The following is a 22,369-nucleotide window of genomic DNA, read 5'->3' as shown; positions in this document are numbered from 1 at the left end:
CGTACGTACGTACGTACGTACGTACGTACGTACGTACGTACGTACGTACGACGTACGCGCGTCGTCGTCGCGTGGNGATTCTAATTTCAGTAAAAGACAATGGTAACGGCATTCCAGAAAGCGCCTTAGACAAAATATTCCAACCCTTTTTTACCACCAAACCAACAGGGCAAGGCACAGGTTTGGGGTTGAGTTTGAGCTATGACATCATCAATGCTCACGGTGGCGATTTACGTGTTTATACGGAAGAGAATAAAGGAACAGAATTCGTAATTTCATTACCGATACCTAAATAATATTGAAAAGACAAAAAGTGCCATCGGCACGATACATTTAATGACGTCGGAATTCATTCCGATTCACACGCAGAGCGTGCAAAAACAAGTGCCATCGGCACGACCCATTTAATGACATCGGAATTCATTCCGATGAAAACACAGAAAACATGGCAAACACATACGCACAAATCTACCTACAATTTGTATTTGCAGTAAAGTACAGGAAAGCACTAATACACCCTATTTGGAAAGTCGAATTGAATGGTGTGATAGGAAATTTAATAAATAAAACAGGTTGTAAAACTTACATAGTAAATGGAGTAGAAGACCATATGCACTGTTTGGTAAGTTTACGGCCTTCGGTTTCGCCTTCGGAATTGATGAAAAGTGTAAAAGCAAAATCATCAAAATATATAAACGACCATAAATTGACAGCACAACGCTTTGAGTGGCAACGTGGTTTCGGCGTTTTTTCTTATAGCAAAGTTGCAGTTGACAATGTATTTAAATATATAGAACGACAAGAAAAGCACCATAAGAGGGAAACGTTCAAAGAGGAATATCTCAAATTGCTCAAAGAATTTGAGGTAGAATATGATGAAGCGTACCTATTTGAAGATTTGATATAAAAAAATGTTTCACCACGGATTGAAATCCGTGGGTATTAAATGAACCGAGCCTATGGCTCTAAAAGCAACAAAAAAGTACCATCGGCAAAACGAAAAAGAGGCATCGCCTCGACCCCATTTAATAACGTAGGAATTTATTCCTATGTACGCAGAGTGTACACCATGTAAACGGCGTACGCAACAGCGAAAGCGCAAAACAAGTAACAATGAAAGTGAATAAAAATACAGAAACCGAAGTCCTAAAAGTGTACAACACCTGGTTGCACAGCTACCTAAATGGCGATGTTGCAACGTACGACAAATTTTTAGACGATGAATATCATTTTATTGGCTCTGCAACTAAAGAAGAATTTTTAAACCGAAAGGATACCACTCAGTTTTTTGCAGATACAGGCGATCAATTTGCAGGAAAAACCGAATTGAGAAATGAAACAAAGACCCTAGAACACTTTGGCGAACTCATTTTTATCACCCATGTTTTTGATGGTTGGTTTCTTCATGAAAAAGAATGGAATTTCTATAGTAGATTCCGTTTTTCAAGTACACTACGAAAAAACAAAGATGGCTGGCGTTTTATCTACCAACATTTCTCCATGCCCGATTCCAAAACAGAAGAAGGCGAAACCATTGGTTTTGAAAAAATAAACGAAGAAAATCAACAACTTCGCGAAGCCATACAACGCCGCACGGTTGAATTAGAATCAAAAAACAGAGAACTTGAAATTGAAGGTGCGCTACAAAGAATCCGTGCAGAAGCGGTGGCTATGAAACAATCAAGTGATCTACTGGATATCGTGGTCACCATGCGTACCGAATTTATCAAACTAGGTCACGAAGCCCACTATTTCTGGCATATGATGTGGCTGCCCGAGAAATACGAAAAGGCAATGACCTCGGGCGATGGTACAAAAATTGGTTTTGTAATGGAGCTTCCAAGACATATTCACGGAGACATCCCAATGTTGGCCAATTGGGAAAAGAGTGATGATGCTATTGTAATCTACCCAATGGATACCGAAGCCGCTTTAGCCTATGTGGATAAAATGGTCACCCTTGGCGATTTTCAGAATATAGATCCGCAAGCACCCAGTGAAAATGACATTCGCCACATTGGCGGACTCACATTTATTATGGCGCGCACCACCCACGGGGAAATTGGGTATAGTTTGCCGGGTGTAGTTAAAAATCCGCCTGAAGTAGATCTCGAAATTTTAGAAAAGTTCGCTGGAGCTTTTGACCTTGCGCACCGCAGATTTCTCGATCTTAAAAAAGCTGAAAAGCAGACCCGAGAAGTAGCGATAGAGTTAGGTTTAGAAAAAGTGCGTTCACGAAGTTTGGCCATGCATAGCAGTAATGAATTAAGAGATGCCAGCGCATTGTTGTTCATTGAAATTACCAAATTAGGAATCGAAAGTATTACAAGTGGCTACGTACTTCTGGACGAAGACGAAAAAATAGGTTGGAACTATATGCCAGATCCTTCAACAGAAAAAATAATGCCTATCGCTACTGGGGTTTTTCACGATAAAACGGACAATATGAAGTCTATTATCAAAAACTAGGAAAAAACAAGAACCCGTTTTTGTATTGGATTTGGACGAAAAACAAACCATCGCTCACCAAACCTTCATTGCAGAAGAAAGCTTAAATTTTCCAATTTCAGCAGAAAAGTTGATTGCCGTTTCCCCTCCACAACTAAAACTTCACACCTTCAACTTTAAGCAAGGTTATTTATTGATTGTTGGTGGCGAAAAACTATCCACAGAACAAATTAATGTGATGCTGCGCTTTACCAAAGTGTTTCAACAAACCTACACCCGTTTCCTTGACCTTCAAAAAGCCGAAGCACAAGCACGAGAAGCACAGATTGAAATGGCATTGGAAAAAGTGCGGAGCCGAAGTATGGGCATGCAAAATTCCGAAGAACTCAAAGAAGTCATTCAGGTTGTTTACAATCAATTTATTCAACTGAATATCAACATTGAGCATACAGGTTTCATTATAAATTATAAAGAAAGGGACGATATGTATATTTGGTTGGCAGACAATCACGATGTGCCAACGCAAGTAACCCTTCCCTACTTTGATTGCGCTCATTTCAACAGTTTTAATGTAGCAAAGCAGAGGGGTAATGATTTCTTCGCTAATCAGCTTTCTTTTGAAGAAAAAAACAAATTTTATAAAGATTTGTTTGAATTTATACCTGAGGCATCTAAGGAAATAAAAGACTACTACTTTGGCCGTAAAGCCCTTGCCATTTCTACTGTATTGTTAGATAATATTGGTCTTTATATAGAGAACTTCGACGGTATCCCCTATTCCAAAGAAGAAAATGCAATTTTACTGCGCTTCGGAAAAGTGTTTCAACAAACCTACACGCGTTTCCTTGACCTTCAAAAAGCAGAAGCACAAGCACGGGAAGCACAAATTGAAGCAGCTTTAGAACACACTCGTACCCAAAGCATGCTCATGCAACATTCTAACGAACTGGATAAAACTTCGCAAGTGTTTCATGAACAACTCCATTTGTTGGGGATAGATAGTGAATTTTCCTATCTATGGTTGCCCGATGAAAAAAAATCCGAACATCAGTTTTGGGCTACTTGGTTTGAAGAGAAAAAGGGCAAAATTCAATATAAAAATAAAGCTGTTACGTATCCGCTTGACAAAACATATCCGGCCATTGCAGCCTGTTACGTGGCTTGGGAAAGTGATGAAGCTATACACGTTAATATTGTTGCACCAAATGAAGTTGATGCATATTTTGAAACTTGGAAAGAATTGTTGAGCGGTGCAGTTAAATTCAAACCCAAGCATTTCCCCGACGGATTGTATTACGTGGATGCCTATATGAAATACGGTTGCTTCGGAATCATGATAAAGCGATTGCTTTCCGAAGATGAAAAAACTATCCTGAACCGTTTTGCCAAAGAATTTGAACGCACTTACACTCGTTTTCTCGATCTCAAAAAAGCCGAAGCACAAGCACAGGAAGCAAAAATAGAAGCCTCGCTCGAAAAGGTTAGAAACGTAGCGCTCACGCTCAAAAAATCTGATGACATGCTGGATATTGCCCAAGTGTTGTACGAGCAGTTGCTGGCCCTTGGCTTTACCGATATTCGAAACGCAATTATCGATATTCATAATGACGATACCGAAACTTTTTTAGATTACGACTATTCCCACGATATGTCAAGTGCTGTCACAGAATTCTCATTCTATGGTGATCCTGTGATTGAACAGCAAATCAAAAAGGTGCAATCCAGCAATGACGCGTTTTTTGAAATTGAATTGAAGGGCGCAGCACTGGAAGAACTCATAGAAACGCGGTTACGAAATGGCGAAAAAGACGATCCACGGCTTCGGCAAATTGATCATCTTACCTATAATCTCTATTCCTTTGGGAATGGTGCCATTGGAATTTCGAATTTCGGAATTTTAAGCGATGATCAAAAGAAGATTTTGAAACGCTTCCGTAACGTGTTCACATTTGCTTATAAAAGATATACCGACTTGGCAAACGCCGAAGCACAGGCACGGGAAGCACAGATTGAAGCCGCTTTAGAAAAAGTACGTTCCCGTTCTTTGGCGATGCACAAACCAGATGAATTACAAGAGGTGGTAGCTTTAGTTGCCGAAAAATTAACGGAACTGGGCGTAATATTCGATGCCGGTGGTGTGATTCTTTGTACTTATTTCCCAAACAATAAAGATGTGGTGCACTGGATAGTTGCGCCAGACTTTTCCCATTCGGGAAGTTATTTTGTTCCTTATTTTGACAACCCCATTTTTAAAGACGCTTGGGATTCAAAAATCGGTGGCGATGCCTATTTCTCAAAGGAATTTTCTGTTGAAGCGAAGAATCACTTTTTTGAATACGCTTTTGAGCATAGTGATTATAAACATTTTCCGGAAGATTATAAACAGCATGTCCTAAATGCTGATAAACATAACCTCTCAGCTGCTTGGTCAAAAAATTCTGCCATCATTATTCCTTCGCTTACCGGAGTTGTGCCTTCTGAAAGCGAAGCTGAAATCATAAAACGTTTTGCCAAAGTTTTTGAACAAGCGTATATCCGTTTTATGGATCTTCAAAAGGCTGAAGAAAGAGCACGTGAATCGCAAATAGATATTGCATTAGAAAGAGTGCGCTCCAGAACTATGGGGATGCAGAGGTCTGATGAGTTGGCTGAAACATCAGCGGTATTATTTAAGCAAATAAAAGAAATCGCTACTGAAACTTGGAGCTGTGGTTTTTGTATTTGGCAAGAAAACGATGAAGTAGAATTATGGATGGGAGCAGATTCTGGCGGAATATTACCTCCTATGTTAATTCCGTATAAAAAAGAACCTACGCATAGAGATATTTATAAAGCTTCGCTTAATGGAGCGGTGGAATATAACAAAATCTGGAAAGGCAAGGCTTTGAAGGAACATTACGCTTTTTTAAGAACAATCCCTTCCGTAGCAAAAGCAATTAAGGTAATGGAAGATTCTAGACTCAAATTACCGGATCAACAATGCTATTATGTCGGCTTTTTTAAATATGGGTATCTGCTATTGATTACCAAAGAACCTAACAATAATCTAATCGAACTGAGTAAACGCTTTACAAATGTATTTGATCTTACCTACACACGTTTCTTGGATCTTCAGCTAAAAGAAAAACAATCGGTTGAATTGCTTGCTGAAAAAAAACGCCTTGAAACAACCCTAACCGATTTACAGGCTACCCAAAAACAATTGATTCAATCTGAAAAAATGGCTTCGCTTGGAGAATTGACGGCGGGCATCGCCCACGAAATTCAGAACCCACTGAATTTTGTGAATAATTTTTCCGAAGTGAGCAACGAGTTGATTGATGAAATGAGCGCCGAAATCGAAAAAGGTGATATGGAGGAAGCCAAACTCATCATGGCAGACATCAAATCAAATCTGGAGAAAATAAACCATCATGGAAAACGTGCTGATGCCATCGTCAAGGGAATGTTACAGCACAGCCGTACGAGTTCAGCAGAAAAAGAACCAACAGATATCAATAAGTTGGCAGATGAATATTTAAGATTGGCATATCATGGATTGCGTGCGAAAGACAAATCATTCAATGCCACTTTAGAAACGGATTATGACCAAAACATTGGGCTTGTAAATATCATTTCACAGGATATTGGAAGAGTTATTTTGAACTTGATAACAAATGCTTTTTACGCAGTAAATGAAAAGAATAAAAGCCCCCTAACCCCCGAAGGGGGAATAAATGGTTCGGAAACAAAATACGAACCCACTGTTTGGGTCAGTACAAAGCGTATTTCCCCCCTTTGGGGGCAAGGGGGCTTCTGCATTTCAGTTAGAGACAACGGCAACGGTATTCCAAGACACATTCTGGAAAAAATCTTTCAACCCTTCTTTACCACCAAACCCACAGGTCAAGGCACAGGCTTGGGATTGAGTATGAGCTATGATATTATTACCAAAGGTCATGGTGGCGAATTGAAAGCTGAAACAGAAGAAGGCCACTTTACAGAATTCACTATAAGCTTACCAACAGCAACTAATTTAGAAACCAAAAAACAATTACCAAAATGAAAACAGGTTCACTCATCTTATTGTTTTTATGCCTTTGTACAAGCAAAGTCTTAGCACAAACCCGATATCTCGATAGTCTTGACGTATTGATACGAGAGGCCAAGACAGATACCTCCAGAATCAGTTTGATAAATATCAAAACTGAACGCTTACGGGATATAAACCTAGACAGCGCCTTGGCAATAACTAAAGAAAACCTAAAAGCCGCAAAATCTTTAAATTTCACAAGAGGAGAAGTTGACATCCTATTAAACCTTGCCAATATCCAAACGAATAAAGGTGATTATAAAACTGCGGAAAAGCTTCTTTCGAATGCAGATTCACTTGCTAAAATCTTGAAAAATGAAAATCAGATCACAAGGGTTTACTCTGGTCTAGGCATATTGTACGGCACTCAGGGCAAGTACGATAGCGCTAATATATATTTTAAAAAATTGATTGCTATACAAGAAAAAATCGGTGATAGCAGTCTACTTGGTAAAAGCTACGGCAATTTGGCAATTGGCTACCAAATGCAATCAGACTATCCTCAAACCCTATTTTATCAGCAAAAATCATTGCGTATTCTTGAAGCCATGAAAGATGAGGTAAGTCAATCTACACTGTTTATGAATATTGGCATTACCTACCAAATTTTACAAGACACCTTAAAATCTGAACAAAGTTTTTTAAAGGGCATTAGGTTGGCAAATAAATATGAAAGAAAAAACGTCGCTCTCTATGGGTATTCGAATCTTGCCGGATTGTATTCAACACAATATAAATGGACGGAATCTTATAATTATGCAATGTTAGCCGCCAAGCTCGCCAAGGAAATGGGTGATGAAAGTATAGAAGCGGCTAGTATGACAAAAGCTGCAAAAGCACTCATGAACTTAGATAGGTTTGATGAGGCCGATGATTTAGCTACAACTGCTATAGCCCTGGCGGAAAAGGCAGCACAGCCGCGGGTGATTTATCAAGTCTATAGTACCTATGGTGAAATCCTAATTAGAAAGGAGCGCTATAGAGAGGCAATCCTTCCACTCGAAAAGAGTATAAAAATCATAAAAGGGATAGACGCCTACGATGAAAATATCGCAGAAACCTATGCAAATTTATCCTTATGCTATGAAAAAACAGGGAAGTACGAACTTGCCCTTATGAACTTTAAAATTTCGGCTAAAATTACAGATTCAGTGCGTGCTAGCGAAAATATTAGAAAAGCTACAGAACTAAGCATGACCTATGATTTTGAGAAAAAAGAGGCGCTAGCAAAAGCCGAACAAGACAAGAAGGACGCTCAAACTTTACGAGCAAAAAGACGTCAACTTTATCTTATCCTAGGCTTAGGAGTTTTGTTACTATGTGGTGTGATCATTGCCTTGATTCTCTATAAAAATAACAAACAGAAACAAAAAGCAAATCTTCTACTTAAACGTCAAAAATTAAAAGTGGAAAAAACCCTAAAAACTTTAAAAACAACGCAAACACAACTCATCCAATCTGAAAAAATGGCGAGTTTAGGCGAATTGACAGCAGGCATCGCCCACGAAATACAGAATCCTTTGAATTTCGTGAATAATTTCTCCGAAATCAGCAATGAATTGATTGATGAAATGAGCGCGGAAATCGAAAAAGGCGATTTGGAGGAAGCCAAATTCATCATTGCAGACATCAAATCAAACCTGGAAAAAATAAATCATCACGGCAAACGAGCCGATGCCATTGTGAAAGGGATGTTGCAACACAGTCGCACAAGTTCCGTAGAAAAAGAGCCGACAAATATCAATAAGTTGGCAGATGAATATTTAAGATTGGCATATCATGGATTGCGTGCGAAAGATAAAGATTTCAATGCCACTTTAGAAACTGATTATGATGATTCCATTGGGATGATTTCTGTGATTCCTCAAGATCTGGGACGTGTGATTTTGAACTTAATAACGAATGCTTTTTATGCAGCCCCCCTGCCCCCCGAAGGGGGGTTCAAAGACCCAAACTACATTCATAATCCGACCATTTGGCTAAGCACTAAAAGAACAAAAGAATCTATTTTGATTAGTGTGAGGGACAACGGTCCTGGCATTCCAAAGGAAGTTTTAGACAAAATATTCCAGCCCTTCTTTACCACCAAACCCACAGGGCAAGGTACAGGATTGGGATTGAGCATGAGCTATGATATAGTAACCAAAGGTCATGGAGGGGAATTGAAAGTGGAAACCGAGGAAGGTGAAGGCACAACATTTACTATTGAATTACCCAACAAATAAAATATTATGACGACATCAAAACGAGGACTTCTTGAATACACCTATCAAAAATTTTTGGAGGTTGGTACAAGCGAAACCCTTCCACTGAAGACTTTAGATTCTATACTATTAGATAATTTAACTGGCTTCGGTACGGCTGCAGATGAGCGTGTGTTTTCAAAATCAGATTTCTATACAATAATTGAAAGACAACGAGAGCAAAGCAAAGGCTTGAATATGAAGTGGCGGTTTGTACCAATGGTGCATAGAGTTTCAAAAGACGGAAATTCAGCAGTATTTACGGATGATGTGACACTTGAAATGGACATTAATGGCGAGCCCATAAAAATGGATTTGCGTTTCACAATCGTATTGGAATTTCAAGATGATAAATGGCTCATAGTGCACTGGCATGGCTCAAAACCTGTACAGGTAGAAAGTGAAACAGACACTTTTGGTATTGATCAATGGAAACAAAGAACCATTGAGCTTGAAAAAATCGTAGCCAATCGAACAGCAGATTTGGTCGAAAAAAATAATGAGCTGGAAACAGCAATTGACGCATTAAAGGCAACCCAATCCCAACTCATACAATCCGAAAAACTGGCATCACTCGGGCATCTCGCAGCAGGCATTGCCCACGAGATTAAAAACCCACTAAATTTTGTCAATAATTTTTCAGAGTTGAATTTAGAGCTCATCGACGAAATTAAAGAAGAACTCCAAAAACTTCCAGAAAGCCCAGAAAAAATCGAAATAGAGACTATTCTCGAGGATGTGGTCACCAACCAAAAGAAAATCCATCAACATGGCACGCGTGCTGATAGTATTGTCAAATCGATGCTGCACCACAGTCGCGGTGGCAACGGCATCAAGGAACCCACGGATATCAATGAATTGCTCAAAGAATACGTCAATCTATCGTTTCATGGCATGCGCGCTGGAAAAAAACCTATCAATGTGTCTTTAGATTATCAATTGGATACTTCCATTCCGAAAGTAGCGGTGATTATGGAGGATATCAGTCGCGTCATTCTCAACCTGTGCAATAATGCTTTTGATGCGATGCACGAACGCCTTCAAAAGAAGAATTATTCAGAACATTACCAACCAAAACTGACCATCAAAACCATTGAGAAAAATAATCAGGTAGTCATTGAGATTATGGACAATGGCCTTGGTATTCCTTCGGAGCTTCAAGACAAAATTCTAATGCCATTTTTTACGACAAAAAGAGGCACGGAAGGCACAGGACTGGGACTTTCCATCACAAATGACATTATCAAAGCACATGGTGGCAACTTACGAATCGAATCAAAACAGGAAGAAGATTCATTCACAACATTCAAAATTAATTTACCAATTTAAAAGATATGGACATGAAAATTTTAATAGTAGATGATGAACGGGATGTAGAAACTTTGTTCCGTCAAAAATTCAGAAAAGAAATTAGGAGCAAAAAGTTGGAGTTGACCTTTGCGTTTTCAGGACAGGAAGCCTTGGATAAGCTTCAACATCAAGAGCCTCCAGAAGTGGTATATGTGTTTTCTGATATCAATATGCCAGGCATGACAGGTTTGGAACTGTTGCAACACATCAAGGAGCAATTCCCAAACATCAGTGTGTCCATGATTTCGGCGTATGGCGATAAGGAAAATTACGATAAGGCGATGAAATCTGGTGCGAAGGAGTTTTTTACCAAACCCATTGATTTTGAATCATTAAGAAAGGAAATCGGGACACTGATCGATTAGTTGGTATTTGTATTTTACGATGCATCGTCCCGTTAGGGATAAAATATCGGTATAACACAAACAATCAATTAACGAGCGTGCCTTTAGGTACGCCATATAAATAAGCACAAAATGATAAAAGCATATTTAATTACAACGAATAACATATCCTGTACCTAAAGGCACAGAAACCGAGTCGTTATTTATTTGCTACCGATATAACGTCCCTAACGGGACATAAATAGATAAGTTACAAATGATAAAATTCTTTGCGATGCTTTGTCCCAAAATGGAAAAAATATCGGTAGAACTTTCTCGGGAAATGAATATGATAAAATATTTAAGAAAAAATTAGCCAGAATATCATGACTGAAAATAAATGCAGTAAGCATTTACTTTACGCCATCGCAGAAATCCTCCTCGTGGTCATTGGAATTTTGGTTTTAAAAACACATCTTTTCACAATCCTCTGTCCCGTTAGGGACGTTATATCGGTAGAACAGATACAACCAATCAACCAGCGTGCCTTTAGGTACGCCACATAAATAAGCACAAAATGATAAAAGCATATTTAATTACAACGAATAACATATCCTGTACCTAAAGGCACAGAAATCATGACGGTAATATTTTCTACCGATATAGCGACCCTAACGGGACAGGAAAACAAACAAGATTCCCTCCCGACAGCTATCCGGATTACGGGACGTAACCATGGTGAAATTCTTTAGAAATATTAAACAGAACATGCTCATTAAAAACAAGTTCAGTATATATTTTATGTACGCCATTGGAAAAATCATCCTTATAGTCATTAGGAATTTGTTTTAAAAGAAAACAGGATGGTTCACGATGCTCTGTCCCGTTAGGGACCTAATATCGGTAGAACAGATACACACAATTAACCAGCGTGCCTTTAGGTACGCCATTGGAAAAATCATCCTTATAGTCATTAGGAATTTGTTTTAAAAGAAAACAGGATGGTTCACGATGCTCTGTCCCGTTAGGGACCTAATATCGGTAGAACAGATACACACAATTAACCAGCGTGCCTTTAGGTACGCCATATAAATCCACGAAAATGGCAAATACCTATACCAAAATTCATATTCAAGCAGTTTTTGCTGTTCGAAATCGCCAAAGTTTGATAAGCGCAATATGGAAAGATGAACTCTATAAATATATGACTGGCATCATCCAAAATCATGACCATAAAGTGCTTCAGATAAATGGCATGCCAGACCATATCCATATTTTGTTTGGAATGCGACCGACACAATCACTTTCAGATTTGATAAAACAATTAAAACAGGATTCGTCAAAATGGATCAATCAAAAAGATTTTGTCAACGGAAAATTCTCTTGGCAGGCAGGTTATGGCGCTTTTTCATATTCAAAAAATGATATTCCAGAAGTTACCAATTATATTAAAAACCAAGAAGAACATCACAAATCAAAATCATTCAATGAAGAATATTTGGATTTATTGAAGGATTTTGAAATTGCTTTTGATGAACGTTATTTATTTCATCCAATTGAATAATATATGCTGTACCTAAAGGCACAGAAACTATATCCTGAAATTATTTCTACCGATATTTAGTCCCTAACGGGACAGGAAAAGAATAAACGTATAACGAATCAAAACAAACAAGATTACCGATTCTGGGAAAGTAAATATGATAAAATCCGTTAGAATAGCAAGAATGAATATCCTGGCTGAAAATAAATTCAGTAAGTATATGGCCTATGCAATCGGCGAAATTGTGGTTGTGGTCATTAGGAATTTTTTTTCAAAGAAAACAAGATGGTTCACGATGCTCTGTCCCGTTAGGGACGTTATATCGGTAGAACAGAAACAACCAATTAACCAGCGTGCCTTTAGGTACGCCATAAAATTGGTTCAAAATAACGAAATATGTTAATTATCATGAATAACATATCCTGTACCTAAAGGCACAGAAACGATATCGTTAATTTATTGCTACCGATATACCGTCCCTGACGGGACATAAATAATGAAATTTTAACAAATTCAAAAATAATAAAAGAACAACAACATTTAATAAAAAAAAGAACTTAAAAAGTTATAAATTAACACTTTAATCAATTGAATTATGAGCAAGATACTGGTGGTAGATGACGAACCGGATTTGGAAGTACTGATAAAACAGAAATTCAGGAAGCAAATTCGTAAGAAAGAATACGAATTTTTCTTTGCTGAAAATGGAAAACAAGCACTCGTAAGATTATTGGAGCAGCCTAATGTGGACATCGTGTTGAGCGATATCAACATGCCTGAAATGGATGGCTTGACCTTGTTGAGCAAATTGAGCGAAAGCAGTCCTTTGATAAAATCTGTGATTGTCTCAGCATATGGTGATATGGAAAATATAAGAACAGCCATGAATAGAGGTGCTTTTGATTTTATCACAAAACCCATCAATTTTGAAGATCTTACCCTTACGATGGAGAAAACTTTGAAACATGCACAACAAATTAAGGAAACCTTAAAGGCCATTAAAGAAAACAACATTCTAAAAATGTACGTAGATGAAAATGTGCTCAACTTTATGGGTAGCCGCGAATACGAATCTACAATTATGGCCAACGAAACCATTGAAGCGACGGTTGTGTTTATTGACATCTGCGGATTTACCTCCATCAGCGAAAATGCTCCCGCCGATACTGTAGTAAAGATGATCAATTCCTATTTTGATGAAATGGTCAAGGAAATAATGGATCAACAAGGCTATATTGACAAATTTATAGGTGATGCGATAATGGCTGTTTTTAGAGGCGATTTCCATTTAGATCGCGCTATTGACGCGGCATTGGCGGTTTGCAACAAAATCAACAACCTTCCACCCATGGGAGATGAATTTCAGTTTAAGCCGAAAGTATCCATTGGAATAAAAAGTGGCGAAATGATTTCGGGTAACATTGGTTCTGCCAGTTTAAAACGGTTGGATTATACCGTTATTGGAGATACCGTCAACATTGCAGCTCGTTTACAGGATGCCGCAAAAGAGAACCAAATCATTATCTGCGAAACCTGCTATGAACAAGTTAAAGAATCCTTCCATTGTGAAAAAGTGGGAATCATCAATATGAAAAACAAAGCTAACCCTGTGACAATATACGAAGTGAAAGAATAAACTACCTAAGAGCATTACCAAAGCAAACACAAAACCCACCATCATGAAAGAACCAGAACCAGAAGAATTGTCCCAGAGACCTTTCATAAAAAACGCACACACTGAAGAACTTGTTGATCATTATTGGGGAAGCATCCAGTATATCTCAGGCCTTATAAAAGCCTCTGAACTAAAGGCGGGACTTATACTTTCATTTTATGGCATTTTATTGAATTTCGTATTCCAAAGTGCCGGAACTGTTTTTGATGTTTCTTCAAATGACATTTTGCTTTATATTTTGATCGGTGCATGGTTTGTTTGCACCGCAGGTTCCATTTTCTATTGCGTACGCTGTTTTATTCCAAAAATTGAAGGAAATTACGAAAAGAACATCTTCTTCTTTGGTGACGTTATTTCCAAATTTGGAAACATCAAAGAATTTTCAAAGACCTTTTACAATATTAGTGTTAATGAGGAAAAATTGTTCGGACAATTGGGGGAACAGATTTATATCATATCAAAAATAGCCGCCTGGAAATTCAGGAATGTAAATCGCGCCATTAGACTTTTAGCAATTGGGCTTATGCTGTTGTTGATCACGGCAGGCTATTATATGATTTTGACCTTAAAATGAAATGTAAACAGCCCACATCTTCCTCATGATTTTTAAAAAAGAAAATATTGCTCGAATTGGACTTAGCGCCATTGGTTTTGTCTACGTTTTGGTTGGCGTATTGACAGCCATGGCCGCACTAAATTTGGGAGGACAGAAAACGGGAACCAAAGGGGCTATTGGCTTTTTATCCAATCAACCTTTAGGAAAAACCCTTTTAGCGATAATCGCTTTGGGATTGTTATGTTATGTCTTTTGGCGGATGTATCAAACTATTTTTGATTCACGAAATCTGGGTACCGGTGTAAAGGCCCTTTTTACCCGGGCAGGCTATTTTACTGGTGGGCTCTTTTATGGCTCTTTGGCATTTCTGGCCATAAAACTATTTTTTGGTAGTGGCCAAGATCAAAATCAGGACGTCATAGTCGGTCTCTTGAATTCCAAGTACGGCAGTTCTGTGGCAGTTATTCTGGGGCTAATCTTAGCAGGGAAATCTGTTTTTGAAATTTATTTTGTACTCTCCAATCAATTTAAAAAAAATGTACACTCTTCAGAGATACCAGAAAAAGCAAAAAACCTCTTGTTAAAATTTGGTGTTATCGGGCATGGCGCACGTTCCGTGGTGTTCGGAATCATGTCATTTTTAACAATTAGGGCTGGATTTACGGCAAGAAATGAAGACTTGAGCACAGTAACAGATGCGTTTCAATTCTTGAAGTATGAATTTGGGGCCTTTGTTCTTGGCTTTGTAGCTGTTGGATTTATATGCTACGGACTGTATATGTTTGTAAAGGCAAGATATTTGTATGTCAATATGCACTAATTTCTACCATTTTTACAGTTTACAATATGAGAATGCACGTTCAAGCTGATAAAATTCCTGAAGGTCAATTCAAGGAGGCAATCTGTCCCTGATGCCAAATTGTTATGGCAATAGAACCTTTCAATTTTTTTTTCTATTCTATAGTAGATTCAATTTTGATATCATCCTCAGTATTTAAAAGTCCATCCTTTCCTAAAGAAGCCAAGACATAGCTTTCACCTGAACGATGCCGTTCATAAAAAAATTCGCGATTCCAATCATCCTTATGAACATCTTTCAGCAATGGATTGCCTCTGCTAATGGTGTTCAATTGTTCCGGATAATGGCCTATGGTTTGCTTCTCATGTTTTAAAAGTAATGCCACTTCTGAAAGTTTTTCGACAGTGGTTGCTTCAGTATTTGAAGCTAAGAACAAGGTGGCTCTGATGACAATTAGGATGGGGCTTAGTACCAAAACGATACTTATAATCTTTAGTGACGGCGCAAGCATCTTCTTTTTTGGAAGTGCATGTTGCTGCTCATAACGACGCTGTTTTTTTCTTCTGAGCCAAAATTTAAAATCCTTAAAAATCAGTAACACTTCCGCCAATAAACCAGCAAAAACTCCCATAGTTGTTATTAATTCTTAAAAGTGTCATTGGCCATTTCTGCCTTTATACCATAGGTATCAAAAAGGTAAACTAAAGAAGCCATAGTTGCTGCTCCCAATTCTAGTTCCCTTTTATTGACAGCATCAAAGGTATCATTGGCGGCATGGTGGTAATCAAAATAACGCTGAGAATCTGGTCTCAAACCTGCCAAAACAGTAGTATCAGATTTTAACGGACCAATATCAGCGCCACTACCTCCTTTTTCAAAATAATGGATTAAATAAGGTTTGAACAAGTCTTTCCAACCCAATACTTTATTAAAAACGGCATCGCTACAGTCAAATGAAAATCCTCTTGGCGTAAACCCTCCTGAATCACTTTCCAAAGCAAAAATGTGGTTTTCGCCTTTAGTTTTTGCCACCTCTGCGTATTTATTACCGCCTCTCAGCCCGTTTTCTTCGTTCATAAAAAGAACCACCCTAATACTTCGTTTGGGCTGGATGCCACTTTCTTTCAGCAATCTGAGCACGTCCATAGATTGCACAACACCTGCGCCATCATCATGGGAGCCATCCCCTAAATCCCAAGAATCCAAGTGGCCACCAACAACAATATACTCGTCGGGGAATTCTGATCCTGTAATTTCACCAATCACATTGTAAGATTCGACATCTGCCAATTGTTTGCAATTCTGCTTAAAAAAGAAGTTGGTTGAAGGGTCAAGAGCCACCATGGTACTCAACAATTCCGCGTGATTGGTGCTTATGGCAGCCGATGGAATACGCTGAGACACTGGCAAATCACCATAAGTCATACTTCCTGTATGTGGAAAATCATCCAATCGTAAATTCAAAGAACGTACAATCACGCCAACAGCGCCTAATTTACCAGCCTCATAAGCGCCAGAATAGCGTTGGTCAGCACAACCGCCATACGCTTCAAAGGTATTTATCAAATCGGCCTGCATGGGAAGGTTAAAAAACACAATCTTTCCCTTCACTTTATCTTTAGGCAATGCTTTCAACTCTTCAATACCCTGGACCTCGATAACCTGTGCACGTACGCCTCCGTTTGGGGTTTCAACAGAACCTCCCAAGGCGCAAATATTAACTTGTGTAGTTTTTCCGGGTAGCGTTTCAATGTAGGCAAACTCAGGTAAGCCTCTCACCCATTTTGGAACCATCACAGGCTGCAACCACACCTTGTCCAAACCTAATTTTTCAAGTTCTTCTTTGGTATATTCCACAGCACGCTCTGCACCAAAAGACCCTGAAAGTCGAGAGCCAATTTGATTGGACAAATGGCTTAACCATTCGTAACTCTTCCCGTTAGTCAAGGAATTACTATAGATTTTTTTGAGATTCTCAGCATCTGATTGCGCTGTGAGTTGTATTGAAAACATAAAAAGAAAGAGGATGAATAGATATTTCATAGAATGCGGAACTAGTTTAAGGTTAATATTTTTATAAACGGATGGCGTGAAATCATAAAAAAACTTTTAAATTTAGAAAACTGAAAGGTTACAGTTATTCGTTCTTCAATTGCTTTTTATATAAATCCAAATTAGCCATTATATCATCGTCCAGTTCGGGCTCTTTAATGTCTTTATATGTTTTTAATGTATCATATAACACGCGTGCCACTAAATATCGTGAAGTTTTTTTGTCATCACAAGGTATAACATACCATGGTGCATGTGTCTTTGAGGTTTTATTAAGAATCTCTTCATAGCAAGCCATATAATCATTCCAAAGCTTGCGTTCTTCCAAATCTCCAGGAGAGAATTTCCAATTTTTATCTTCTCGGTCCAAGCGTCTCAACAATCTGTGTTTTTGTTCCTCTTTGGAGAGGTTTAAGAAAAACTTGAATACAATGGTGCCGCTATCTGCAATGTGTTTCTCAAAATTATTGATGTCCTCATAACGTCTTTCCCAAAAAGCAGCATCTACATCGTCAACTGTATCAATTCCTGGAATGTTTTCATCTAAAATATAAGAAGGATGGACTTTGGTAACCAACACATTTTCATAATGTGTCCGGTTGAAAATACCAAATTTACCACGCGCAGGAAGTGCAATATAATGGCGCCATAAAAAATCATGTTTAAGTTCTAAATTTGTGGGCACTTTAAAACTATGGACAACCACGCCACGAGAGTTAAAATCTTTAAATACTTCACGGATGAGACTATCCTTTCCCGCAGTATCCATCCCTTGCAAACAGACCAAAACAGCATATTTGCCATGTGCATACATTTTGTCCTGAATTTTACCAAGCGCTTTACGAGTGTCTTTCAATTCATCCTTAATCTCACTTTTTGAAGCCTCCAAATCAAAAGTAGTTTCAAGGTTTTTAATGTCAATTCTATCTGTTATTTTAAAATCTTCAATATTAATAGCTCTCATGGTTTGGACCTTCTTTATAAATTATTCTTTACTTGTTTCATTGTCTTTATCAACTTCTTCATCATCTTGATAAATCAAAGGATGATCTTTTATCTCCAAACCAACAATTTTAATGATGCTACTTATAGCATTAAATAACATTAAAACTACACTTATCAAACCACCGCTTAACAAGGATGAAAGGGCTAAACTAACATAATAAATAGTAGTGTACCACGTACTAGGCACATTGTCAGCCTCTGTAATTGGAATATTCAGTAATTGAAAAAAGATGATGGCTAAAATAAAAACAGTAGTATCTATTTTTGCGATAAGGAGAACATGGGCATAATGTTCTTCAGTAAGTTTTGATTTTGTGCTTGAACTCACACTCAATAAGGTCAACAATAAGGCCAAAATAGTGGCAGAAGCCAGAGCTATTGTGTTGCACAATGTATTAATTCCTGGAAGCGAAGATTTTATCAAAACTTTAGCTTCATAGCCGCTAATGTTTCCTACAAAATAAGCGCCTAGTCCCTTTATAATAGATGAAATAATACCTCCGTAAAGCGCTCTTCTATTATATTGGGTGAGTCTGACCATATTTATTTATTTTGATGCAAAAAGATTGACATCATTTTCACTTACTTCCTTTTCTCCTAGAATTATAAGACGTTCCACAACATTGCGCAACTCTCTAATATTACCGGTCCAATCATAGTCCTGCAATTGTTTTATCGCTTTGGGAGTGAATGCTTTTTGCGTCGTTCCGTTTTCGGTGGCGATCTTATTTGCAAAATATTCTATCAATAACGGAATATCTTCCCGTCTGTCATTCAATGATGGCACTTGAATAAGGATTACCGCTAACCTGTGGTACAAATCCTCCCTGAATTTACCTTCTTCTATTTCCTTACTAAGATTTTTATTGGTTGCGGCAATAACACGCACATCTACCTTAATATCCTTATCACTCCCCACGCGTTGTACACGGCTTTCTTGTAAAGCTCTCAATACTTTTGCTTGTGCTGATAAGCTCATATCTCCAATTTCATCAAGAAAAATAGTACCGCCATTGGCAGCTTCAAACTTACCGGCTCTGTCTTTTATGGCACTTGTAAAGGCGCCTTTAACGTGTCCGAACAGTTCGCTTTCAATCAATTCAGAAGGGATGGCGGCACAATTGACCTCAATCAAGGGGCCTTTTGAACGTTCACTTTTTTGATGCAGCCAATGTGCCACAAGCTCTTTACCTGTCCCGTTTGGTCCTGTGATCAAAACCCTAGCATCCGTAGCGGCTACTTTTTCAATCATGTCTTTGATGTGGGAAATGGCTTTACTTTCGCCAATCATCTCATAATTTTTGCCTACCTTTTTCTTGAGCATTTTATTTTCAACAACCAGTTCTTTCCGATCTAAAGCGATTCTGACGGTATTGAGTAACCTGTTTAAGTCAGGTGGTTTTGAGATATAATCGAAGGCACCGAGTCTCATGGTATTGACCGCTGTATCCAAATCACCATGACCTGAAATCATGACAATTGTAGTTTCCGGTTTTATTTTTTTTGTCAGCTTCCAAGACTTCAACCCCGTCCATTTTTGGCATTTTGATATCACAAAGAACCAAATCATAGTCTTCTTTTTTTATTTTTTCAATTCCTGCCAGGCCGTCTTCTGCTTCATCTACTTGGTAGGTATTATTTTCTTCAGAAAGGATTTTTACTAAAACTCTTCTGATGCTTGCTTCGTCTTCTATTACTAATATTTTTGGCATTTTTAGTATTTAAATTTTATTCCTGTTCTAATATAGAGTGAATTTTTATCATCAATGGTATAAATATCATCTCTCTCCTTATTTCTCAATCTGTAATCATTGGAAATACTGTAAGCAGCATATCCGTAATATAAAAGGTGTTCCGTAAAATAATGCTCATATCCTAACCCTCCTAAAATAATAGTTTGGGAGATGTTTTCCGCAACCTTTCCATTGACCGTTTTATTGCCTTGTATGTTGGCGAAAAAATTATCCAATGTGACAAAAGCCTGCACATGATTTTTGGCATCAAATTTATAACGCACATTAGTTTTTGGCACCCCCAGAGTATAGGTCCAATTAGGGTGGAACTCTCTGTAATAATTCACGATTGGCAACGGATAATTTCGGCCAGGCGTGGTGGAATAATCCAACCCTAATACCAGTCTATTTGGTTTATCTGCCAAGCCCTCTTTAGTGCGATCACGAATGGCATATGCGCCAACAAGATACAAATAATCATCTGATATTAACTTGGAATCAAAGTTAGATGCCAAGCGTAGGCCTACTTTAAAACCGTATAACCAATCACTTTCTTTATGCTTGTGCAAATAACCGATAGATCCTTCAATGGTTTGAACTGATTGAAGATCTGCAGTATCAAAAGGTACATTTTCCAATTTTAGATCGAGATAACGGTAGTCGCCTCCAACAACAAGATAGCTTCCTTCTTGGATTTTTATGGGTAATTGAAAAAGGCCTCTGAACCTGTTGACGGAATTATTGGTGTTACTATTGGGAAGGTTTAAGTATTCTATTCTTAGTAAATCTGATGTTTGTGCAGACAAACTCGTACTTAAAAGTACGAATAGAACAAAGAATACACTCAGTTTTTGTTTATCAAACATAGATTTTTTTACTAATTTATGTACAGCTGAATTGCCACTAAATAAATATCCTACTGAGAAAAACGGCTACTGGAATGTTGTTCAGTATTTAAAAAATACAGATGACTTTATGAGTCTTCATGCTGAAACGATCGGTTTAAAAAAAATGTCTCTTTTAATTTTGGGAGCGCTCAGCAAACTCATTACATAATTAAATAAATCTTTCCTTTTAAAAACTTCATAAATTAACAAGACCACCATTTTCTTCCGAATATCATCAAGTCAATTAACAATTCTCATTTAGTGGGATGTTTAGAGATATCGTAAGGGTAAGAATGAGCGTCATCTTGTTTATTACCTAACAAATAACATGGACATTCTCAAAACCTCCTTGTGTATTTCGGTTGCGATTAATACTTCAACCACTTCCACAGTTCTTTGTAAGTAGGTTTTTTGCCGTACATTAAAATACCGACTCTATAAATTTTCGCTGCAAACCACACCGTAAATATAAAGGTACACACCAATAATGCAAAGGACAACAATTGCTGCCATATAGGAACACCAAACGGAATTCTCATCAACATAACCACCGGCGATGTTAACGGTATAAACGAAAACACAGTGGAAATAGTGCCGTGTGGATCTTCAATTACAGTAAATACCCCAACATAAACGGCTAAAACAAGTGGCATAATGATGGGCATCATAAACTGTTGTGTATCCGTTTCATTATCTACAGCGGCACCAATAGCAGCGTAGAGGGAACTGTATAAAAGATAACCTCCAAGAAAGAAAAACAAAAAGGCGATACACAAATTTAAAATAGGCAAATTGACGAAGCCTGTAATTAAGTCTTGCGCAATATTTTGAGCGTCTGATTCCGCCATGGCCTGATTGATCATGTCTTGTTGTGGCGATTGGATTTGCATTAAATCAATCCCAAAAATTGCAGACACAACAAATAACAACACCCCACCAAGAATGATCCAAATGACGAATTGCGTCACACCTGCCAAAGATGTTCCAATAATTTTGCCCATCATAAGCTGAATTGGTTTGACGGACGAAATGATAACTTCTATAATTCGGCTTGTCTTTTCTTCAATAACACTACGCATGATCATATTGCCATAAATAATAATAAACATGAACAATAAATAACCCGCAGCACCACCAAAGGCAAGTTTTAAATAACTGTCTATTTTAGAGGTCTTCTCACCACTGAAAGTTTCTTGTGCAATAGCAACCTTTGTTTTTGATGCTCTAATCTGCTCGATATCCACTCCCTCATTTTGGAGTTTCAAATCAGATAGGCGTTTTTCTATACGTCGTTCAAGCCCTGAAATAATGGATACTGACGGAGAGTCATCAGAGTAGAAATTAATAGATTCTACCAAATTGAGCGTGTCTGGGCTTTTCATAATGTACAACAGTCCAAAATCACCCTTTGCTCTCACAAGCTCTTTCGCCGTTTCCAGTCCCGCATCGTTGATGAGCGTATAGGTGGTATGATCAGCATTTTCAAAAATTTCTCCAACCACACCTGTTTCATCTAAAATTGAAATCGTGCGCTGTTTGTCATTATTGATTTGAGAAAGATAGGCGACAACGGCTATCAGCGCAATCATGATCATGGGACTTAGAAAAGTCATGACTATAAAAGACCTATTGCGGACTTTATTCAAATACTCCCTTTTGATGATGAGCGGTAAATGATTCATT

General features: G+C 38.0%; 18 protein-coding genes and 1 pseudogene. 12 read left to right on the top strand and 7 right to left on the bottom strand.

Translation table 11 applies throughout. The features are described 5' to 3' along the window. Positions 1–71: 71 nt before the first annotated feature. From A9996_RS14670 to A9996_RS14615, 12 genes are all read left to right on the top strand, one after another. Complete coding sequence (locus tag A9996_RS14670) at positions 72–296, top strand: sensor histidine kinase (RefSeq protein WP_066436665.1); 225 nt, start codon at positions 72–74, stop codon at positions 294–296. Positions 297–445: 149 nt separating this feature from the next. Continuing rightward, positions 446–907 (top strand): IS200/IS605 family transposase, encoded by a 462-nt coding sequence (tnpA, locus tag A9996_RS14665; RefSeq protein ID WP_066436664.1) that lies wholly within the window; start codon positions 446–448, stop codon positions 905–907. Positions 908–1,113: 206 nt separating this feature from the next. Then, a complete protein-coding gene (locus tag A9996_RS14660; protein ID WP_066436662.1) occupies positions 1,114–2,469 on the top strand; it encodes a nuclear transport factor 2 family protein in 1,356 nt (451 codons plus the stop codon). Between the two features lie 25 nt (positions 2,470–2,494). Further along, a complete protein-coding gene (locus A9996_RS20645; RefSeq protein WP_248912355.1) occupies positions 2,495–6,493 on the top strand; it encodes a sensor histidine kinase in 3,999 nt (1,332 codons plus the stop codon). After that, the gene (locus tag A9996_RS19680; RefSeq protein WP_083993971.1) at positions 6,490–8,745 is read left to right on the top strand and encodes an ATP-binding protein; all 2,256 of its coding nucleotides are present in this window, start codon (positions 6,490–6,492) and stop codon (positions 8,743–8,745) included. The genes A9996_RS20645 and A9996_RS19680 overlap by 4 nt, the downstream gene beginning before the upstream one ends. Positions 8,746–8,751: 6 nt before the next feature. After that, on the top strand, positions 8,752–10,092 hold the full coding sequence (locus A9996_RS14645) for an ATP-binding protein (RefSeq protein WP_066436659.1): 1,341 nt from the start codon (positions 8,752–8,754) through the stop codon (positions 10,090–10,092). Positions 10,093–10,103: 11 nt separating this feature from the next. Next, positions 10,104–10,478 carry a response regulator gene (locus A9996_RS14640; RefSeq protein ID WP_066436674.1) on the top strand — a complete coding sequence of 125 codons (375 nt, stop codon included), beginning with the start codon at positions 10,104–10,106 and terminating at the stop codon, positions 10,476–10,478. A 344-nt stretch (positions 10,479–10,822) separates the two neighbouring features. Then, a complete protein-coding gene (locus A9996_RS19935; protein ID WP_146608977.1) occupies positions 10,823–11,002 on the top strand; it encodes a hypothetical protein in 180 nt (59 codons plus the stop codon). 536 nt (positions 11,003–11,538) lie between these two features. After that, complete coding sequence (gene tnpA / locus A9996_RS14635) at positions 11,539–12,000, top strand: IS200/IS605 family transposase (protein WP_066436656.1); 462 nt, start codon at positions 11,539–11,541, stop codon at positions 11,998–12,000. A gap of 574 nt (positions 12,001–12,574) precedes the next feature. After that, complete coding sequence (locus A9996_RS14625) at positions 12,575–13,615, top strand: response regulator (RefSeq protein WP_211272659.1); 1,041 nt, start codon at positions 12,575–12,577, stop codon at positions 13,613–13,615. Between the two features lie 43 nt (positions 13,616–13,658). Continuing rightward, positions 13,659–14,228 (top strand): Pycsar system effector family protein, encoded by a 570-nt coding sequence (locus tag A9996_RS14620; RefSeq protein ID WP_066436646.1) that lies wholly within the window; start codon positions 13,659–13,661, stop codon positions 14,226–14,228. Between the two features lie 25 nt (positions 14,229–14,253). Next, positions 14,254–15,030, top strand: coding sequence for a DUF1206 domain-containing protein (locus A9996_RS14615; RefSeq protein WP_066436642.1), 777 nt, complete (start codon positions 14,254–14,256; stop codon positions 15,028–15,030). Between the two features lie 133 nt (positions 15,031–15,163). On the opposite strand, the gene A9996_RS14610 is transcribed toward A9996_RS14615, so the two are convergent. The 7 genes and pseudogenes from A9996_RS14610 to A9996_RS14580 form a co-directional block, all read right to left on the bottom strand. Further along, complete coding sequence (locus A9996_RS14610) at positions 15,164–15,640, bottom strand: type II secretion system protein GspG (RefSeq protein ID WP_066436633.1); 477 nt, start codon at positions 15,638–15,640, stop codon at positions 15,164–15,166. Between the two features lie 8 nt (positions 15,641–15,648). Then, positions 15,649–17,052 (bottom strand): M20/M25/M40 family metallo-hydrolase, encoded by a 1,404-nt coding sequence (locus tag A9996_RS14605; RefSeq protein ID WP_066436630.1) that lies wholly within the window; start codon positions 17,050–17,052, stop codon positions 15,649–15,651. Between the two features lie 94 nt (positions 17,053–17,146). Continuing rightward, positions 17,147–18,025: a PPK2 family polyphosphate kinase gene (locus tag A9996_RS14600; RefSeq protein ID WP_066436623.1), complete on the bottom strand. Its 879-nt coding sequence runs from the start codon at positions 18,023–18,025 to the stop codon at positions 17,147–17,149. A gap of 21 nt (positions 18,026–18,046) precedes the next feature. Further along, complete coding sequence (locus tag A9996_RS14595; RefSeq protein WP_066436620.1) at positions 18,047–18,607, bottom strand: hypothetical protein; 561 nt, start codon at positions 18,605–18,607, stop codon at positions 18,047–18,049. Between the two features lie 6 nt (positions 18,608–18,613). Beyond that, a pseudogene (locus tag A9996_RS20870) lies at positions 18,614–19,778 on the bottom strand (sigma-54-dependent transcriptional regulator). Between the two features lie 2 nt (positions 19,779–19,780). Continuing rightward, positions 19,781–20,665 carry a hypothetical protein gene (locus A9996_RS14585; RefSeq protein ID WP_066436617.1) on the bottom strand — a complete coding sequence of 295 codons (885 nt, stop codon included), beginning with the start codon at positions 20,663–20,665 and terminating at the stop codon, positions 19,781–19,783. A 389-nt stretch (positions 20,666–21,054) separates the two neighbouring features. Next, positions 21,055–22,368, bottom strand: coding sequence for an ABC transporter permease (locus tag A9996_RS14580; RefSeq protein ID WP_066436615.1), 1,314 nt, complete (start codon positions 22,366–22,368; stop codon positions 21,055–21,057). Between the last annotated feature and the right edge of the window lies 1 nt (position 22,369).

Source organism: Gelidibacter algens, assembly GCF_001678675.1.
In the GTDB taxonomy this organism is placed as follows: domain Bacteria; phylum Bacteroidota; class Bacteroidia; order Flavobacteriales; family Flavobacteriaceae; genus Gelidibacter; species Gelidibacter algens.
The sequence above is the reverse complement of the archived record's forward strand: the minus strand, read 5'-3'. Positions and strand labels throughout refer to the sequence as shown.

Excerpts from the sequence above, each read along its gene's own strand:
- tnpA (WP_066436664.1), top strand. The coding sequence starts at position 446 with ATGGCAAACACATACGCACAAATCTACCTACAATTTGTATTTGCAGTA.
- A9996_RS14660 (WP_066436662.1), top strand. The coding sequence starts at position 1,114 with ATGAAAGTGAATAAAAATACAGAAACCGAAGTCCTAAAAGTGTACAAC.
- A9996_RS19680 (WP_083993971.1), top strand. The coding sequence starts at position 6,490 with ATGAAAACAGGTTCACTCATCTTATTGTTTTTATGCCTTTGTACAAGC.
- A9996_RS14645 (WP_066436659.1), top strand. The coding sequence starts at position 8,752 with ATGACGACATCAAAACGAGGACTTCTTGAATACACCTATCAAAAATTT.
- A9996_RS14640 (WP_066436674.1), top strand. The coding sequence starts at position 10,104 with ATGAAAATTTTAATAGTAGATGATGAACGGGATGTAGAAACTTTGTTC.
- A9996_RS19935 (WP_146608977.1), top strand. The coding sequence starts at position 10,823 with ATGACTGAAAATAAATGCAGTAAGCATTTACTTTACGCCATCGCAGAA.
- tnpA (WP_066436656.1), top strand. The coding sequence starts at position 11,539 with ATGGCAAATACCTATACCAAAATTCATATTCAAGCAGTTTTTGCTGTT.
- A9996_RS14625 (WP_211272659.1), top strand. The coding sequence starts at position 12,575 with ATGAGCAAGATACTGGTGGTAGATGACGAACCGGATTTGGAAGTACTG.
- A9996_RS14620 (WP_066436646.1), top strand. The coding sequence starts at position 13,659 with ATGAAAGAACCAGAACCAGAAGAATTGTCCCAGAGACCTTTCATAAAA.
- A9996_RS14615 (WP_066436642.1), top strand. The coding sequence starts at position 14,254 with ATGATTTTTAAAAAAGAAAATATTGCTCGAATTGGACTTAGCGCCATT.
- A9996_RS14610 (WP_066436633.1), bottom strand. The coding sequence starts at position 15,640 with ATGGGAGTTTTTGCTGGTTTATTGGCGGAAGTGTTACTGATTTTTAAG.
- A9996_RS14605 (WP_066436630.1), bottom strand. The coding sequence starts at position 17,052 with ATGAAATATCTATTCATCCTCTTTCTTTTTATGTTTTCAATACAACTC.
- A9996_RS14600 (WP_066436623.1), bottom strand. The coding sequence starts at position 18,025 with ATGAGAGCTATTAATATTGAAGATTTTAAAATAACAGATAGAATTGAC.
- A9996_RS14595 (WP_066436620.1), bottom strand. The coding sequence starts at position 18,607 with ATGGTCAGACTCACCCAATATAATAGAAGAGCGCTTTACGGAGGTATT.
- A9996_RS14585 (WP_066436617.1), bottom strand. The coding sequence starts at position 20,665 with ATGTTTGATAAACAAAAACTGAGTGTATTCTTTGTTCTATTCGTACTT.
- A9996_RS14580 (WP_066436615.1), bottom strand. The coding sequence starts at position 22,368 with ATGAATCATTTACCGCTCATCATCAAAAGGGAGTATTTGAATAAAGTC.